The sequence below is a fragment of the Thalassobius vesicularis genome, from assembly GCF_004799325.1.
GTDB lineage: Bacteria > Pseudomonadota > Alphaproteobacteria > Rhodobacterales > Rhodobacteraceae > Thalassobius > Thalassobius vesicularis.
The window spans coordinates 55,384-71,715 of the sequence record NZ_SSMD01000010.1; the positions used below are offsets into that span (position 1 = coordinate 55,384).

At 65.9% G+C, this 16,332-nt stretch carries 16 protein-coding genes; 12 read left to right on the plus strand and 4 right to left on the minus strand.

Annotated elements, in window-relative coordinates; genetic code table 11:
* Positions 1 to 20: 20 nt before the first annotated feature.
* The 4 genes from E7681_RS16755 to E7681_RS18975 are packed head-to-tail and all read left to right on the plus strand — an operon-like array spanning position 21 to position 4,810.
* A complete protein-coding gene (locus tag E7681_RS16755) occupies positions 21 to 431 on the plus strand; it encodes a Zn-ribbon domain-containing OB-fold protein (RefSeq protein ID WP_136340415.1) in 411 nt (136 codons plus the stop codon).
* Complete coding sequence (locus E7681_RS16760) at positions 428 to 1,573, plus strand: thiolase C-terminal domain-containing protein (RefSeq protein ID WP_136340416.1); 1,146 nt, start codon at positions 428 to 430, stop codon at positions 1,571 to 1,573. The genes E7681_RS16755 and E7681_RS16760 overlap by 4 nt, the downstream gene beginning before the upstream one ends.
* The gene (locus E7681_RS16765; RefSeq protein ID WP_136340417.1) at positions 1,570 to 2,355 is read left to right on the plus strand and encodes an SDR family oxidoreductase; all 786 of its coding nucleotides are present in this window, start codon (positions 1,570 to 1,572) and stop codon (positions 2,353 to 2,355) included. Before E7681_RS16760 ends, E7681_RS16765 begins: the two co-directional genes overlap by 4 nt.
* Positions 2,348 to 4,810 (plus strand): CaiB/BaiF CoA-transferase family protein, encoded by a 2,463-nt coding sequence (locus tag E7681_RS18975; protein ID WP_136340418.1) that lies wholly within the window; start codon positions 2,348 to 2,350, stop codon positions 4,808 to 4,810. Before E7681_RS16765 ends, E7681_RS18975 begins: the two co-directional genes overlap by 8 nt.
* Positions 4,811 to 4,840: 30 nt before the next feature.
* On the opposite strand, the gene E7681_RS16775 is transcribed toward E7681_RS18975, so the two are convergent.
* Genes E7681_RS16775 through E7681_RS16785 form a run of 3 tightly spaced genes read right to left on the minus strand, consistent with a single transcriptional unit; the run spans position 4,841 to position 8,368 of the window.
* The gene (locus E7681_RS16775; RefSeq protein WP_136340419.1) at positions 4,841 to 5,647 is read right to left on the minus strand and encodes an enoyl-CoA hydratase/isomerase family protein; all 807 of its coding nucleotides are present in this window, start codon (positions 5,645 to 5,647) and stop codon (positions 4,841 to 4,843) included.
* Complete coding sequence (locus E7681_RS16780) at positions 5,637 to 7,220, minus strand: long-chain-fatty-acid--CoA ligase (RefSeq protein ID WP_211089814.1); 1,584 nt, start codon at positions 7,218 to 7,220, stop codon at positions 5,637 to 5,639. Before E7681_RS16780 ends, E7681_RS16775 begins: the two co-directional genes overlap by 11 nt.
* On the minus strand, positions 7,217 to 8,368 hold the full coding sequence (locus E7681_RS16785; protein ID WP_136340420.1) for an acyl-CoA dehydrogenase family protein: 1,152 nt from the start codon (positions 8,366 to 8,368) through the stop codon (positions 7,217 to 7,219). Before E7681_RS16785 ends, E7681_RS16780 begins: the two co-directional genes overlap by 4 nt.
* 133 nt (positions 8,369 to 8,501) lie before the next feature.
* On the opposite strand from E7681_RS16785, the gene E7681_RS16790 reads away from it, so the two are divergent.
* The 8 genes from E7681_RS16790 to E7681_RS19330 all read left to right on the plus strand — a co-directional run bounded on the left by E7681_RS16790 (position 8,502) and on the right by E7681_RS19330 (position 15,831).
* A complete protein-coding gene (locus E7681_RS16790; protein ID WP_136340421.1) occupies positions 8,502 to 9,404 on the plus strand; it encodes an SDR family NAD(P)-dependent oxidoreductase in 903 nt (300 codons plus the stop codon).
* A gap of 100 nt (positions 9,405 to 9,504) precedes the next feature.
* Complete coding sequence (locus tag E7681_RS16795; RefSeq protein WP_136340422.1) at positions 9,505 to 9,954, plus strand: MarR family winged helix-turn-helix transcriptional regulator; 450 nt, start codon at positions 9,505 to 9,507, stop codon at positions 9,952 to 9,954.
* 39 nt (positions 9,955 to 9,993) lie between these two features.
* Entirely contained in the window at positions 9,994 to 11,148 is a 1,155-nt protein-coding gene (locus E7681_RS16800) for a CaiB/BaiF CoA transferase family protein (protein ID WP_136340423.1), read from the plus strand.
* 121 nt (positions 11,149 to 11,269) lie between these two features.
* Positions 11,270 to 12,325: a C4-dicarboxylate TRAP transporter substrate-binding protein gene (locus tag E7681_RS16805; protein WP_136340424.1), complete on the plus strand. Its 1,056-nt coding sequence runs from the start codon at positions 11,270 to 11,272 to the stop codon at positions 12,323 to 12,325.
* Between the two features lie 111 nt (positions 12,326 to 12,436).
* Positions 12,437 to 12,931 (plus strand): TRAP transporter small permease, encoded by a 495-nt coding sequence (locus E7681_RS16810; protein ID WP_136340425.1) that lies wholly within the window; start codon positions 12,437 to 12,439, stop codon positions 12,929 to 12,931.
* Positions 12,932 to 12,947: 16 nt separating this feature from the next.
* A complete protein-coding gene (locus E7681_RS16815) occupies positions 12,948 to 14,288 on the plus strand; it encodes a TRAP transporter large permease (RefSeq protein WP_136340426.1) in 1,341 nt (446 codons plus the stop codon).
* 15 nt (positions 14,289 to 14,303) lie between these two features.
* Complete coding sequence (locus E7681_RS16820) at positions 14,304 to 15,359, plus strand: class I adenylate-forming enzyme family protein (RefSeq protein ID WP_281277665.1); 1,056 nt, start codon at positions 14,304 to 14,306, stop codon at positions 15,357 to 15,359.
* Positions 15,313 to 15,831: a class I adenylate-forming enzyme family protein gene (locus E7681_RS19330; protein WP_281277666.1), complete on the plus strand. Its 519-nt coding sequence runs from the start codon at positions 15,313 to 15,315 to the stop codon at positions 15,829 to 15,831. The genes E7681_RS16820 and E7681_RS19330 overlap by 47 nt, the downstream gene beginning before the upstream one ends.
* On the opposite strand, the gene E7681_RS16825 is transcribed toward E7681_RS19330, so the two are convergent.
* The gene (locus tag E7681_RS16825; protein ID WP_136340427.1) at positions 15,816 to 16,247 is read right to left on the minus strand and encodes an acyl-CoA thioesterase; all 432 of its coding nucleotides are present in this window, start codon (positions 16,245 to 16,247) and stop codon (positions 15,816 to 15,818) included. The genes E7681_RS19330 and E7681_RS16825 overlap by 16 nt on opposite strands.
* Between the last annotated feature and the right edge of the window lie 85 nt (positions 16,248 to 16,332).

The window sequence follows — 16,332 nt, forward strand, 5'->3', positions numbered from 1 at the left end:
TCTGCAAGGATTTCCATAAGATGAGCCAAAAACTTCAACCAACCGTCTACCCCGAGACGCGGTTCTACTGGGATGGCGCCAAGGCCGGCAAACTGATGCTGCAACGCTGCACGCCCTGCGACCGCGCCTATTTCCCGCCGCGCCCGTTCTGCCCGGAATGCGGCTCGCGCGATGTGACCGTTGTGCAGGCGTCGGGTCGCGCCACGCTGCATTCCTACGTGATCAACCACATGCCCGCGCCGGGCTACGAGCCGCCCTTCACCGTCGCCGCCGTCACGCTAGAGGAAGGCCCCCGCATGATGACCAACATCGTCGATTGCCCCGCCGATCCGGCCGCGCTGACCCTGGACATGCCGCTGGAAGTGACGTTTGAAACCCGCGGAGACATGGCCGTCCCGGTCTTCCGCCCCGCGAAAGGGGGTGCCGCATGAGCCGCGCAGAAATCGCCATCGTCGGAGCCGCCGAAACCACCCAGATGGGCAAGGTCCCGCATCTCAGCCAGACCGGCCTGCACGCCGATGCGGCCCTGAACGCGCTGGCCGATTGCGGCCTGACGGTCAAGGACATCGACGGCATCGCCACCGGCGGCCACGACGCCGCCGAGATCGCGCAGTACCTTGGCATCACGCCGACCTGGCTGGACGGCACCTCGGTCGGGGGCTGTTCGTTCATCGCCCATGTCCGCCACGCGGCGGCGGCGATCAAGGCGGGCCTGTGCACCACCGTCCTGATCACCCACGGCGAAAGCGGCCGGTCCAACCTGCGCAACCATCGCCCGATCTTCCCGTCGCAGCACCAGCAGGATTTCGAGTCGATCTACGGCGCGCTGTTCCCGCCCTCGCGGTTCACCCTGCCGGTGATGCGCAAGATGAAGGATGACGGGCTGACGCTGGAACAGATCGCCTCGGTCGCGGTGGTTCAGCGCGAATGGGCGGCCTTTCACCCCCGCGCCACGGCCCGCGATCCGCTGACCGTCGATGACGTGCTCTCGGCCAAGATGATCGCTTGGCCCTTCACCAAGCTGATGTGCTGCCTGGTGTCGGACGGCGGCGGTGCCCTGATCCTGACCAGCGCCGAGCGCGCCAAGGATTTCCCGACCAAGCCCGTCTACCTGCGCGGCATGGGCGGCGAAAGCGCCGAAGGCCCGATGGTCTCCCAGATGGAGGATTTCACCACCTCGCGCGCCTTCCGCGTCTCGGGCAAGAAAGCCTTTGACGCCGCGGGCATCACCCATTCGGACGTAGATCACCTGATGATCTACGACGCCTTCGCGCATCTGCCGATCTACGGCCTCGAAGACCTCGGCTTCGTCAAGAAGGGCGAAGGCGGTGCCTTCATCGCCGAAGGCCACACCCGTCCCGGCGGCAAGCTGCCGCTGAACACCAATGGTGGCGGTCTCAGCTACATGCACTCGGGCATGTACGGCATGTACGCCCTGCAAGAGGGCGTGCGCCAGATGCGCGGCGTGTCCCCGGCGCAGGTCAAGGACGCGAAACTGTCGGTCGTGCATGGCGTCGGCGGCATGTTCTCGGCCTCGGCCACGGCCGTTCTGACGTCGGAGGACCGCTGGTGAGCTTCGCAGGAAAAACCGTCTGCGTCTCGGGCGGGACCAGTGGCATCAACCTTGGCATCGCCCGGCATTTCGCCTCGCAGGGGGCGCGGGTCTTCGTGTTCTCGCGCTCGGCCGACAAGGTCGACGCCGCCGTGGCCGCGCTGCAATCGCTGGGGGCCGAGGCCGCCGGCACCGCCGCCGACGTGCGCGACGCCACCGCGATCGAGGCCGCCATCGCCGCCTGTGTCGACCGCTTCGGCCCCATCGACATCCTCGTGTCCGGCGCTGCGGGCAATTTCGTGGCCCGCGCCGCCGACATCTCCTCGAACGGGTTCCGCGCCGTGCTCGAGATCGACCTCTTGGGCACCCACCACGTCATGCGCGCCGCCTGGCCGCATCTGCGCAAACCGGGCGCGTCGGTCATCAACATCTCGGCCGGTCAGGCCAGCGTGGCGATGATCGGTCAGGCCCATGTCTGTGCCGCCAAGGCCGGGGTCGACATGTTGACCCGCACTTTGGCGTTGGAATGGGGGCCGTCGGGCGTGCGTGTGAACTCGGTCCTGCCCGGCCCCATCGGTGACACCGAGGGCGTCAAGCGCCTGATGCCGGACGAGGCGTCGCTGCAAAAGAAGCTCGCCTCGGTGCCGCTGCGTCGTATGGGCACCACGCAAGATGTGGCTGCGCTCTGCGCCTTTCTGTGTTCCGATGCGGCCAGCTACATCACCGGCACGGTGATCCCGGTGGACGGGGGGGCGATCCTGAACCCCATGCCCACCCGGATGGAGGAGTTCATGAATGCCTGACACTGGTGCCCTGACGGGCCTTCGGGTCCTGGATCTGAGCGATGCGCGCGGCGTTCTGGCCGGGCGTATCCTGGCCCTGATGGGTGCCGATGTTCTGGCCGTGGAACCCCCGCAGGGCAGCGATGCCCGCCGCCAGCCCCCCTTTGACGAGGCCGGAGGCTCGCTCTACTGGGCCGCGCTGGGAACCGGCCGCCGCTCGCTTCTGCTGGACGCAGAGGGCGAGCGCGACCGCCTGAACCGCCTGATCGCCGCCGCCGATGTGGTGATCCAAAGCGGCAGCCCCGCCCGCGACGGGTTTCTGGACACCGACGCGCTGCTGGCGCTGAACCCGCGCGTCATCCACGCGCTGATCACCCCCTACGGGCTGACCGGCCCCAAGGCGCATTACGCCGACAGCGACCTGACGCTCTGGGCCTCGGGCGGGCCGCTGAAACCGACCGAAAGCCAGACCGGCATTCCCACCCGCATGACCCTGCCGCAGGCCTATCACCACGCCGCCGCCGATGCCGTCTGCGGGATCATGGTCGCGCTCGAGGCACGCCGCCAGTCCGGCCGGGGCCAGCAAGTCGCCACCTCGGCGCAGGCGTCGGCCACGCAATCCACCCTGTCGCTTAGCATGGCGAAGGTGATCGGCCACCCCGACTACGTTTTCCGGGCCGAGGTCAAATCCAAGAAGAAACAGCTGGACCTGTCCGGCAGCGGCTCGCGTACGCAGCGGTCGAAATGGGCCTGCAAGGACGGGCTGATCGAGATGCACCTCGCCCTTGGCCCCGCCGCCGGGCGCTTTACCAACAACCTGTTCGCGCTGATGCATGCGCGCGGCGCCTGTTCCGATGAATTCGCCGCCTGGGATTGGGTGACCCTGCCCCCGCGCATCGAAAACGACGAGATCCCCGAAGAGAAGATGGAGGAGGCCCGCACCCAGGTCGCCGACTTCATCGCCCGCTTCACCAAGCGCGACGCGATCGAACTGGCGCTGGAACACCGCCTGATGCTGGCCCCGATCATGTCGGTGGCCGATCTGGCCGATAACCCCCACGCCTCTGCGCGCGCCTTTTTCCAGCAGGTCGGGGGGCTGTCGCTGCCCGGTCCGCTGGCGCAGGGGTTCGACACCGGATTTGTCACCCCTTGCCCTGCGCCCACTCCCGGCGAGGGCGGCGCCGAAGCCGAGGCCGAATGGCTTGCTTCGCGCGCCACCCCTTCCCCGTTCCTGCCCGAGGGCACGGAACCAACCCCGCTTCCCGCACGTCCCCTGTCGGGCCTGCGTGTACTGGATCTGTCCTGGGTCGTCGCGGGTCCGATGATCGGCCGCTGTCTGGCTGATTTCGGCGCTCAGATCATCCGTGTCGAAAGCTCCAAACGCCCCGAGGTCGCCCGCCTGACCGGCCCCTTCCCGGGCGGGGTGCGCGATCTGGACCGCTCGGGCCTTTATGAGAACTGCAACGCCGGCAAACGCGGCATTACGCTGGACCTGGCCACCCCCGAAGGGCGCGAGATCGTCGCCCAACTGGCCGCCCGCGCCGATGTGCTGGTCGAAAGCTTTGCGCCCGGACAGATGGATCGCTGGGGGCTGGGATACGACGCCCTGTCGCGCGGCAATCCCGGTCTGGTCATGCTCTCTACCTCTTTGATGGGGCAGCGCGGGCCGTGGCACGGCTTGGCAGGCTTTGGCAATATCGGTGCAGCAATGTCCGGCATCCAGATGCTGGCCGGGCGCGAGGGCGCCGATCCCGTCGGCCCCTACGGCCCCTACACCGATTTCGTCGCCCCGCGCCTGGCCCTGCCGGTGCTGCTGGCCGCGCTTGAGGATCGCCGCAAGACCGGCGTTGGCCGCCATCTGGACGTCTCGCAGGCCGAGGCCGGGATGCAATTCATCGCCACCGCCTTTGCCGAGCATGCCGCAACCGGCCGCATCCCCGCGGCCCGCGGCAATCGCGATCCTCTGGCGGTGCCGAACAATTGCTATCCCTGCCGTGCCGCGCCCGGTGAAACCGCCTGGGTCGCGCTCAGCATCCCCGACGACACCGCCTGGGCCGCATTGCGCGATGTGACCGGCCTGCCCGCCCTGTCGGACCCCGCCCTGCGCACCCGCGCCGGCCGTCACGCCGACGAGGCGCGCATCGACGAGGCCCTCGCCACCTGGACCCGCGAAATGACCGCGAAAGAGGCCGAGGATCTGCTGCAAGACGCCGGGATCGCCGCCCATGTCGTGGCCGCGCCCGACGATCTGGCGCGCGATCCGCAACTGGCCGCCCTTGGGCATTTCGCCTCGACCCCGCGCGCCGATGGCACCCCCGCCTGGCACGAGGCCTGCCGCTTCGTTCTGTCCGGCACGCCCGCGCTGACGGCCTTTGCCGCCCCGCATTTCGGCCGCGACTCCGACGCGATCCTGACCGAGCTGGGCCTGCCACCCGACCGCATCGCGCAGCTTCACGCAAACGGCATCCTGACATGAAAAAAGCCCCGGTTTCCCGGGGCTTTTCCTTTAGCGGAAGTTGAACTTCGGTGGCTGTTTCTGCGTGAACCGCTCCAGCGCCTCCTGATGATAGCCGCTGGACAGGCAGATCGCCTGCGCCTGCGCCTCAAAGGTCAGCAGGGTTTCGGCGTCCTCCTCCATCGCGCGGCTGGCAATCTGCTTGGTCAGCGCAAACGCCGTGCGCGAGGCGTCGCACATCATGCCCGCCACCTGCCACGCGCGCTCCAGCAGCTGCGCATGGGGCACCACCTCCAGCGCGATCCCGATGCGCTGTGCTTCTTCGGCGTCCACGGTGCGGCCGGTATAGAACAGCTCTTTGGCGCGCTGCAGCCCGACCATCCGGGGCAGCGAGTAGAACAGCCCCCCGTCCGGCACAGCACCCACCTTGCAGAACGACGCGTTGAAGCTGGCCCGGTCCGAGGCCAGCACGATATCGCCCACCAGCGCCAGCCCCAGACCCGCGCCATAGGCCGGGCCATCAACGGCGCAGATCACCGGCACCGACAGCTCTCGCAGCATCCGCAGCCAGCCGTGCAGGTGGCGCATCCTGGGGGCGAAATCCTCGGCCCCGTGCACCAGACCGGCCTTGTGATTGGCCAGCATCCGCTTCAGATCGCCCCCCGCGCAGAACACCCCGTCCGAGCCGGTCAGGATCACCGCCCGCAGCTCGGTATCCGTCGCCAGCCCGCGCACGCAGGCATCCAGCGCCTGCTTCATCGCGTCCGACAGCGCGTTGCGGCTGTCGGGCTCGGTCATCTCGATCAGCGCGATCCCGTTCTTGCGCGTCACACGCAATGCTTTGGTTTCATTGGTCATTTCCGAGCCTCCAGCAGGGTGCGCTTGATCGCGTTCTTGTCGATCTTGTTGGTGGGCGACAGCGGCAGCGCCTCGGGCCACACCGTGATCCCGCGCGGTGCCTTGTAGTGGCGATCAGATCGCGGCAATGCGCGATCAGCGCCTCGGCCGTCACCGACTGCCCCGGATGCAGCGCCACCACGGCATGCACCTCTTCGCCCCAATGCGGATGCGGCAGGCCCAGCACGGCGCATTGCGCCACCGCCGGGTGTTTGGACAAGGCGTTCTCGGTCTCGATCGGGTAAACGTTCTCGCCGCCCGAGATGATCATCTCCTTGGTGCGTCCGACCAGGAACAGATAGCCGTCCTCGTCCAGATAGCCCGCGTCGCCGGTGTGGTAGAACCCGCCGCGCATGGCGTGGGCGGTGTCCTCGGGGCGGTTCCAGTAGCCGTTCATCACCTGCGGCCCGCGCACGATGATCTCGCCCGACTGGCCCATCGGCACCGGCTGGTCGTTCTCGTCCACGATGCGCAGATCGCAATAAATCGCCGGCTTTCCGACCGAGGCCAGTTTCACCAGCATCGGGCTGCCCGGCATGTGATCCGCCGGTGGCAGCACCGCCAGCACAGGGGACGTTTCCGTCATTCCGTAGCCCTGACAGAACGTGATGCCGGGGATCACGCGCAGCGCCCGTTCCATCAGCGTCACCGGCATCGGGGCCGCGCCATAGGTCAGGCACCGGATCGAGGAGAAATCGAAACGGCCAAACTCCGGGTGGTCCAAAATCATCCGCAGCATGGTCGGCACCAGAGTCATCGTGGTGATGCCCTGCGACTGGATCATCTCCATCGTCTCGTCGACCTCGAACTTCGACTGCACCACCATCGTCGCGCCATAGCACAGCGCGGTGTAGACGCGGCTGCCCGTGCCCAGATGGAACATCGGCCCCGACAGCAGCAGCACGTCGTCCTGCCGGAACCCATACAGATGACCCGAGCCGGTGGCGTTCACCAGCAGGTTGGAATGCGACAGCATCACCCCCTTCGGCACCCCGGTCGTCCCCGAGGTGTAGAACAGGATCATCGTGTCATCCGACTGACTGGCCCGGTCACGGAACGCGTCGTTCGGCACCGGCGGCATCGCCTCGATCACCGCGTCATAGGACATGGTCCCGGCTGGCAGATCGTCGCCCGGCGCGTCCCAATCGGCCAGAATCAAGTGCTTCAGCGAGGGGCACAGCTCCATCAGCGCCGCCGCCCGTTCGGTGAAATGGCGGTCCACGATCAGCACCTCGGGGGTGCAATCGGCGATCACCTCGACCATTTCCGCTTCGGACAGGCGGAAGTTGATGGGGGCGGCAATCGCCCCGATCATGCACGGTGTAAAATAGGTCTCGACCAGCCAGTGAGAGTTCTGCCCCAGGTACGCCACCCGGTCGCCCACGCCCACGCCCAGCCCGATCAGCGCCTGCGCCATGCGGTGAACGCGGTCGTTGAACTGCGCCCAGCTGTAATCGCGCCCCTCGAAATGCAGCGCCTTTCGGTCGGGCGTGGCGGCCGCGTATTTGCGGATCAGATCCGGAAACTGGATCATTTCGCCCCCCCGGTGACCGCGCGGCCGATGATCTCGCGCATGATTTCCCCGGTGCCGCCTGCGATCCGTCCCACGCGCGCATCCGCCCAGGCCCGTGCGACGGGATATTCCCACATGTAGCCGTAGCCGCCGAACATCTGCAGGCAGTCATCCAGGCATTTGCACAGCGTTTCCGAGGTCACCATCTTCGCCAGCGCCGCATCCACCGCGTCCAGCTTCTTCTCCAGGTGCATTTCCAGGCACTTGTCGGTGAAGACGCGCATGACCACGGCCTGCGCCTTGATCTCGGCCAGCTTGAAGCGCGTGTTCTGGAAATCCGCGATCGAGCGGCCAAACGCCTTGCGCTGGCTGGTGTGATCGACGGTCCATTCCAGCGCCGCCTCCAGCGCGGCACTCGCACGCACCGCCTGAATCAGACGTTCCTGCGGCAGCTGTTCCATCAGCTGGTAGAACCCGCGCCCTTCGGCACCCAGCAGGTTGCCCACCGGCACCCGCACGTTGTCAAAGAACAGCTCGGCCGTGTCCTGCGCCTTCCAGCCGACCTTTTCCAGCAGCTTGCCCTTGGTGAACCCGGCGCGATCCGCCTCGACCAGGATCAGGCTGGTGCCTTTCGCGCCCTGCGACGGGTCGGTCTTGCAGGCCAGCACCAGGATGTCGCAATTGCCGCCATTGGTGATGAACACCTTCTGGCCGTTGATGACGAACTCGTCACCGTCGCGCACGGCGGTCGTCTTGATTCCCTGCACGTCCGAGCCCGCCGCCGGTTCCGTCATGGCAATCGCGCCGATCACCTCGCCCGCGGCCATCTTGGGCAGCCATTTCGCCTTCAGCTCGTCCGAGCCGTAATGCAGGATATAAGGTGCCACGATATCCGAATGCAGCGAGAACCCCGGCCCCATCGCCCCGGCGCGCGCCAGCTCCTCCATCACGATCATCGAGAACACGAAATCCGCGCCCGCACCGCCGTATTCCTCGGGCATGGCCGCACACAGCAGCCCGTTCTCCCCCGCCTTACGCCAGGCTTCGCGGCTGACACGGCCGTCTTTTTCCCACTCGGCATGGTAGGGGCTGATTTCCTTCTCCACGAATCGGCGAACCATCTCGCGGAACATGTCATGTTCTTCGTTGAACAAAGTGCGTTCGAACATCTGGGTTTTCTCCTCCCTCGCAATGGCGGCGGGCACCAGATCGCCCATCGCCGTTCTGTTCGCATCATAATTATCTTGCAAACTGTCAGCAAGCTAATTAAATAGGTTTCAACAATTCGGAGGGAGGACCAGCATGCTGGACGGTAAAGTAGTAGTAGTCACCGGCGCAGGCCGTGGCATTGGGCGCGACATCGCGCTGATGATGGCAGCCAAGGGTGGCCGCGTCATCGTGAACGACCTGGGCGGCGCCGCTGACGGCGCGGGCGCGGATGCGACCCCGGCACAGGAAGTGGTGAATGAAATCCGTGCCGCGGGCGGAGAAGCGGTCGCCAACTTCGGCAACGTCGCCAAGCCCGAGGACGCGCGCGGCATGTACGAACAGGCGATGGACGAATTCGGCGCCATCGACGTCGTGGTGAACAACGCCGGTATCCTGCGCGACGTGATCTTCCACAAGATGACCGAATCCGACTGGGATTCCGTGATCGCCGTGCACCTGAAGGGCAGCTTCAACATGGCGCAGGCCGTTGCGCAGCAGTTCAAGATGCAGGCCTCGGGCTGTTTTCTGAACTTCACCTCGACCTCGGGTCTGATCGGCAACTTCGGGCAGGCCAACTACTCGGCCGCCAAGATGGGCATCGTCGGCCTGTCGAAATCGCTGGCGCTGGACATGGCGCGCTTCAACGTGCGCTCGAACTGCATTGCACCCTTCGCATGGTCGCGCCTGATCGGCACCATCCCCGCCAAGACCGACGCCGAAAAGGCCCGGGTCGAGCGGATCAAGGAAATGACCCCCGCCAAGATCGCGCCGCTGTGCGTGGCGCTGGCCGCCCCCGATTGCGACGTCACCGGTCAGATCTTCTGCATCCGCAACAACGAGATCTTCCTGATGAGCCAGCCGCGCCCGATCCGCTCGGTGCACCGCTCCGAAGGCTGGACCCCGGAAACCGTGCGCGAACACGCTTTGCCCGCGATGAAGGCCAGCTTCTACGATCTGGATCGCTCGGCTGACGTGTTCAGCTGGGATCCGATCTGATCCGATGCGCCAATCCGCCCCGGTGCGCGAACTTGTTTCGCGGCCGGGTGCGGGCTAAACACCAACGATCCGGCGCACGGACCGGAACAGGACATTCGGCATGGGCAAAGAGACTTCTCTCAGCGACGATCACAACCCGATCTATCAGGATATCGCACGGTTCCGCGCGATCATCTTTGACGCCCTGCTGAAACCCCACGACATGACCATGTCGCAAGGCTGGGTTCTGGTACATCTGGTCCGCGAAAACGGGCTGCGGCAGGCCGATCTGGCCGCCCGCCTGGAAATCGCCACTGTCACCACCTCCAAACTCATCGACCGACTGGAGGCGCGCGGCTATGTCGAGCGCCGCTCGGACCCCGAGGATCGCCGCTCGAACCGCATCTACGCGACGGGTCAGGCCAAAGAGCTGGTCAAGGTGATGACGCGCACCATCTTCGAGGTGGACAAGATCGCGAACGAGGGCATCTCGGACGCGGAACTGGCGACCACCCTGACGGTGCTGCACCGGATGCGCGACAACCTGAAAACGGCCATCGCGCGCCGCTAAGGCGCGCGCGGGCACCGCTTTCACCGAAAGGACTGAACAGTGCAGGACAGCGCTTTCGCGCCCCCATTGGCGGGGGTGCGCGTGATAGAATTTGCCGGAATCGGGCCGGGCCCCTTCGCTGGCATGATGCTTGCCGACATGGGCGCCGAGGTGATCCGGATCGACCGGGCCGGTGCCACCGATCCGCAGATCGCACAGGAATTCATGGCGCGGGGCCGTCGCTCGATCGCGCTGGACCTGAAAAACCCTCAGGCCGTCGCCGTCGCCCTGCGGCTGATCGAAACCGCCGACGCCCTGATCGAAGGTTTCCGCCCCGGCGTGATGGAGCGTCTGGGCCTTGGCCCCGATGTGGCGCTCGCCGCCAATCCGCGCCTTGTTTACGGCCGCATGACCGGCTGGGGCCAGACCGGCCCGATTTCCCACACGGCCGGGCATGACCTGAACTATATCGCGCTGTCCGGCGCGCTCTGGGCCTCGGGTCCGGGCGACGGCAAACCCGCCTTTCCGCTGAACCTGCTGGGTGATTTCGGCGGCGGCGGCATGATGCTGGCCTTTGGTATCGCCTCGGGTCTGCTCAAGGCCGCCCGCACCGGCCGCGGCGACGTGGTTGACGCCGCCATCAGCGACGGCACCACCACGCTGATGAGCATGATCTACAGCCGCATCGCCATGGGCCGCTGGTCGGACCGGCGTCAGGACAATTACCTGGACGGCGGCGCACCGTGGTACGACGTTTACGAATGCGCCGACGGGCACTGGATCACCATCGGCGCGCTGGAGCCGAAGTTCTGGCAGGTGCTGCTGGACCGTCTGGGCCTCGATGCCACCCAACTGGGCGACCGCGCCGACCGCAGCACATGGCCCGCCACGCGGCAGCTGCTGACCGCGCTGTTCCTCAGCCAGCCCCGCGCCCACTGGACCGAGTTGCTGGAGGGGACGGACGCCTGCTTTGCCCCCGTCCTGTCCCCGGCCGAGGCGCCCTCGCATCCGCATAATCAGGCCCGCGCCGTGTTCGCGCCCGACGGCCCGACCCAGCCGATGCCCGCCCCGCGATTCCGTGACGCTGCGCAACCCCTGCCCGCTCCGGCCTCGCAGCCGGGGACGGACAGCCGCGCCGTGTTGGAGCAGGCAGGCTATGCGCCTGACAAGATTGCAGAACTTTTCGCCGCAGGTGCCGTTAGCGACGCTCGCTAGGGATTTAGTTTCCATGCTGGCAAATTGCACCCTTATATGTTGCTAGCTAATGATTACCATGCTATCTTTTTAACGGAGGAGGACCGGGCACCAAAGCCCGGCATGTAATGGGAGGAACCACATGTCCAAATTCGCTCTGACGGCCATTCTGGCCGGTACCCTGGCTCTGTCGGCCGCTGCCGCACAGGCAGAGATCAAGCTGATCGCCAACGAACCCGGCCCGAACCGCGGCGTCCGCGCCAAGGCCGTGGAATACATCGCCGAACAGATCGGCGAACGCACCGGCGGTGCCGTCATCGTCGAACAGAACTGGGGCGGCGCCCTGTTCAAGGCCAACACCGCGCTGACCTCGATCACCAATGGCGTGGCCGATCTGGGCCTGATCATCGGCTCGTACCACCAGTCGGAATTCCCCGAACTGGCGATGGGCGACCTGCCGTTTGAAAACGCCGATCCGTGGGTGATGATGATGGCCATGGCCGACATGTTCACCAACAACGCCCAGATCCAGACCCGTCTTGAGGAACTGAACCTGGTCTACGTCGCACCCTTCGCCACCTCGCAGGGGATGCTGGCCTGCAAGGGCCCGTCGATCCAGAAGGTCGAGGATTTCAAGGGCGTGAAAACCCGCTATGCCGGTGCCTTTGGCGAGATCTTCTCGAACCTGGGCGGCAACATGGTCGACATGTCGATCTACGCGGCGTTCCAGGGCATGGAAACCGGCCTGCTGGAATGCACGCTGAACTACCCCTACTTCGCCGTCGCCACCAAGATGGATGACATGCTGACCTCGATCACCAAGCTGAACTTCTCGGGCGCATCCAGCCTGGGCACGTTCATGAACAAGGACAGCTTCGACGCGCTGTCGGCCGAACAACAGGCCGCCGTCAAAGGCCTGCGTGACGACGTGGTCAACTTCTACTCCGAGCGTCTGTTCGTCGCTGACGACAAGGCCTGGGTGACCATGATCGAGGACAAGAAAATCCCCGTCTACGAGCTGTCGGCCGAGGACTACGCCAAGATGGACGAAGCCGCCAAGCCGATGCTGGCCAAGTGGAAAGCCAACGCCACCGACAAGGGCTTTGACGCCGACGCGCTGCTGGCCGAGATGCAGGCCACCGTCGACAAGTACAACCAGATCAAGGCCAGCCAGGGCTATCCCTGGACCCGCAAGTGATCCACGCGGCAGGGCGCGCGCAGCGCCCTGCCCCTTTCCCCACACCGCATCCCTGCGCCGCCGGCCTGACGCTGTTGCCGCCAGGGCTGCCGACCCGTACCGGTGACCCCCATGCTCAATCGTATCGAGCAGGCTCTGAACACCGTGGCCGCATTGGCCATCGTTGCCCTGTGCCTGCTGATCGTCGCGAACGTCCTGTCGCGGCAATTCCTGCAATCCGGCGTTCCTGACGTCATCGTGCTGGTGCGCGAACTGATGGTGCCCGCAATCCTGTTCCCGCTGGCCTCGGCCACCTCGCAACGCGCTCATGTGGCGATTGAATTCATCGCCCAGCATTTCCCCGATGGCCTGAACCGTTGGATCGCCGTTCTGGCCGCCCTGACCGGGCTGATCGTCTCGACGACGCTGCTCTGGGCGGGCTGGAACGAGTTTGCCAAGACCTTCCAGTCGGGCTCCCATTATGCGGGGGATTTCCAGCTGCCCAAATGGCCCAGCCGCGCGATGTTCGTGCTGGCGATCGCCATGTTCGAACTGCGCCTGATTCAGACCCTTATCGTGGATCTGAAGGCCGCACTCACCGGCCGCCCGGCCCCGAAAACCCTTTAAGAAACAGGAGTTACCCATGGACCTGACGACCGTCGGCTACGTCGCCTGTTTCGCCGTGCTGCTGCTGCTTGCGATCCGCGTGCCCATTGCCTTTGCCATCGGTGGCGTGGCCGTGACCGCCATTTTCATCGTGTTCGCCTTCCGCACCGGCACCTTCCTGCCCGAGCGCGCCATCCGCACCACCCTGTCGCTGGCCTTTTCCTCGGGCTTCGACCTGGTGCATTCCTATGACCTGTCGATGATCCCGCTGTTCATCGCGCTTGGCCACATCGCCTACAAGGCCGGCATCACTACCGAGATCTACGAGGCCGCCCGCGTCTGGCTGGTCCGTCTGCCCGGTGGCGTCGCCATTGCCTCGGTGGCGGGCTGCGGCGGGTTCGCGGCCATCTCCGGCAGCTCCATCGCCTGCGCCTCGACCATGGGCCGCATCTGCACGCCCGAGATGCTGCGCCTGAACTACGACCCGCGCCTCGCCACGGCCTCGGTTGCGGCCGGTGGTACGCTGGGTTCGCTGATCCCGCCCTCGGTGCTGTTCATAATCTACGGCATCTTCACCGAAAGCTCGATCAGCCAGCTGTTCCTGGCCGGGTTCTTTCCGGGCATCCTGTCGCTGCTGGGCTATGCGCTGGTGATCCTGCTGTGGGTCCGCGCCCGCCCCGAGGTCGCCCCCATCCCGGACGTGACCTTCTCGGCGCGCGACAAGATGATGGCCGCGCTGCGCTCCTGGCCTGCCGTGACGCTGTTCTTCGTGGTGCTGGTCGGCATCTACGGCGGCTTCTTCACCGCGACCGAGGCCGCCGCCATCTCGCTGCTGTTCGCCACGCTGCTGGGCATCTTCCGCGGTCACATCCGCTGGGCCGAGGTCATCCCCCTGCTGCGTGAAACCATGGCCACCACCGGCGCGATCTTCTTCATCGCCGCCTGCGCCAAGATCTTCGTGGCGCTGATCGCGCTGACCGGTCTGTCGGGCGATCTGGTGACGCTGCTGGACGCCTCGAACATCGGGCCCTGGACCTTTGTGGCGATGGTCTGCGTGATCTACCTGGTGCTGGGCATGTTCCTGGACCCGGTCGGCATCATGGTGCTGACCCTGCCGCTGATGATCCCGATGGCCGAAACCTATGGCCTGAACCTGATCTGGTTCGGCGTGGTGATCGTGAAACTGCTGGAAATCGGCTTGATTACGCCCCCGGTTGGCCTGAACGTGTTCGTGCTGGCAGCGGCAATCGAGGACCGCGTCGAGATCGGCCAGATCTTCTCGGGTCTGTGGCGCTTCTTGGGCATCGACCTGGTTGTGCTGCTGATCCTGATCGCGGTGCCGGCCATCTCGTTGTTCCTGCCCATGTCGATGAACTGATCCCGGAGAGATTTCATGCACATCTTCACCCCACCCCCCGTGCAGGATGAAACCCTGATCCAGTTCGGGCAGGTCATCCAGGCCAACGCCGCGCAGATGGGCGACAAGCCCGCCCTGATCTGCAACGGAGAGGTGCTCAGCTGGTCACAGCTGGGCAACCGCGTGGCCCGCACCACCGGCGCGCTGCGCGAACGCGGCATCGGGCGCGGCGATTTCGTCGCCGCCCTGGGCGAAAACTCGGTTTCGCATCTGGTGCTGATCCTGGCCACCCTGGCCGCCGGTGCCTGCATCGTGCCGCTGCCGTTCTCGGCGACCGAGGACGCCCTGCGCCACATGTTGCAAGACAGCGGCGCGCGCGTGCTGTTCAGCACCTCCGCCTACGCCGACACCGCCGCCCGCCTTGGCGCCCCCGAGGTGCTGGACATGAGCGTTGTCGACGACTGGTCGCGTAACGTCACCCCCGCCGATCCGGTCGAAATCCATGCCAATGATCTGTTCAACCTGATCTATTCCTCCGGCACCACCGGCACGCCCAAGGGCATCGTGCACGACCACCGCTTCCGCTCGCGTCAGCTGGCCCGGATCACACGGTTCGGCCTGACCCCGGACTCGCGCATGGTGATGTCCACGCCGCTCTACTCCAACACCACGATGTTCGGCGTGCTGCCGACGCTGATCCTTGGCGCGACCCTGATCCTGATGCCGAAATTCGACATCACGACCTTCCTGTCGCTCAGCCAGACCTGGAAAGCGACCCACGCGGTGCTGGTGCCGGTGCAATACATGCGCCTTTTGCGTGCCCCCGAGTTTGCCAGCGCCGATCTCACGTCCTACCGCTGCAAATTCTCGGCCTCGGCCCCCCTGCCCGGCAGCCTGATCGCCCAGATCATGGAGCGCTGGCCCGGCAACCTGATCGAGGTCTACGGCATGACCGAGGGCGGCGTCTCGACCGCGCTCAACTGCGCCGAATTCCCCGACAAATGGGACACGGTGGGCCGCCCCCCCCGAAGGCTCGGACGTGCGCGTGATCGACGATCAGGGCAACGAACTGCCCCGCGGCGAAATGGGTGAAATCGTCGGCCGCGCGCCCTCGATGATGCCCTACTACCACAACAAGCCCGACAAGACGGTCGAGCTGCTGTGGCGCGCCCCCGACGGGACCGAGTTCATCCGCACCGGCGACATGGGCCGCATCGACGCGGACGGCTTCATCCAACTGCTGGACCGCAAGAAGGACATGATCATCTCGGGCGGCTTCAACATCTACGCCGCCGATCTAGAGGCCGTCCTGCGCCAGCACCCCGAGGTCGCCGACACCGCCGTGATCGCGATCCCGTCGGCCGATTGGGGCGAAACCCCGCTGGGCTTTGTCGTGCTCACCCCCGGCTCTAGCGCCACCGCGCAGGACATCCGCGACTGGGCCAACGCGCAGCTGGGCAAGACCCAGCGCCTCTCTGCGATCGAGCTGCGCGACGACCTGCCCCGCAGCGAAATCGGCAAAGTCCTGAAAAAGGACCTCCGCGCGCCTTACTGGCCCGCCTGAACCAGCCCCTTCACGTGCCCGGCCACCCAGTCGGGCACGCTGATCTTGCGCATCGTCGCCTTTTCCACGAACACGCAGACGAACCGCCCCGCGAAACACGCGCGCCCCTGCTGCACCCCCTCCACCTCGAACGTGACCGAGCTGTCGCCCATCCGCGCGAACCGCACCCGCGTTTCCAGCGGCGCGCGCGGCGTGATCGGGCCGGTGAAGTCCAGCTCCAGATGCACGAACGGCGTGCCGATCCCCAGATCGACATTCATCTGAAACCAGCCCGTGCCGTTCAGCCGCCCGCGCCAGAATGCGTCGATCGCCTCCAGCGCGAAATCGACGATCTTGCCGGTGTAGACGATGCCCGCCGGGTCGCAGTCGCCAAAGGCCACCTCGCGGGTGTGGGTCAGGTGAAACGGGGTGCTCATGGGGTCTGTCCGGGGTCTGAAATCAACGTACGAAAATCGGCCGAAACCTTACGATTCTGCGGGTGAACGGATCGTGTGCGGGCCG

Bases quoted from the DNA above. Each gene is read 5' to 3' on its own strand.
- E7681_RS16755 (WP_136340415.1), top strand. From the start codon at position 21: ATGAGCCAAAAACTTCAACCAACCGTCTACCCCGAGACGCGGTTCTAC.
- E7681_RS16760 (WP_136340416.1), top strand. From the start codon at position 428: ATGAGCCGCGCAGAAATCGCCATCGTCGGAGCCGCCGAAACCACCCAG.
- E7681_RS18975 (WP_136340418.1), top strand. From the start codon at position 2,348: ATGCCTGACACTGGTGCCCTGACGGGCCTTCGGGTCCTGGATCTGAGC.
- E7681_RS16775 (WP_136340419.1), bottom strand. From the start codon at position 5,647: ATGACCAATGAAACCAAAGCATTGCGTGTGACGCGCAAGAACGGGATC.
- E7681_RS16780 (WP_211089814.1), bottom strand. From the start codon at position 7,220: ATGATCCAGTTTCCGGATCTGATCCGCAAATACGCGGCCGCCACGCCC.
- E7681_RS16785 (WP_136340420.1), bottom strand. From the start codon at position 8,368: ATGTTCGAACGCACTTTGTTCAACGAAGAACATGACATGTTCCGCGAG.
- E7681_RS16790 (WP_136340421.1), top strand. From the start codon at position 8,502: ATGCTGGACGGTAAAGTAGTAGTAGTCACCGGCGCAGGCCGTGGCATT.
- E7681_RS16795 (WP_136340422.1), top strand. From the start codon at position 9,505: ATGGGCAAAGAGACTTCTCTCAGCGACGATCACAACCCGATCTATCAG.
- E7681_RS16805 (WP_136340424.1), top strand. From the start codon at position 11,270: ATGTCCAAATTCGCTCTGACGGCCATTCTGGCCGGTACCCTGGCTCTG.
- E7681_RS16810 (WP_136340425.1), top strand. From the start codon at position 12,437: ATGCTCAATCGTATCGAGCAGGCTCTGAACACCGTGGCCGCATTGGCC.
- E7681_RS16815 (WP_136340426.1), top strand. From the start codon at position 12,948: ATGGACCTGACGACCGTCGGCTACGTCGCCTGTTTCGCCGTGCTGCTG.
- E7681_RS16820 (WP_281277665.1), top strand. From the start codon at position 14,304: ATGCACATCTTCACCCCACCCCCCGTGCAGGATGAAACCCTGATCCAG.
- E7681_RS16825 (WP_136340427.1), bottom strand. From the start codon at position 16,247: ATGAGCACCCCGTTTCACCTGACCCACACCCGCGAGGTGGCCTTTGGC.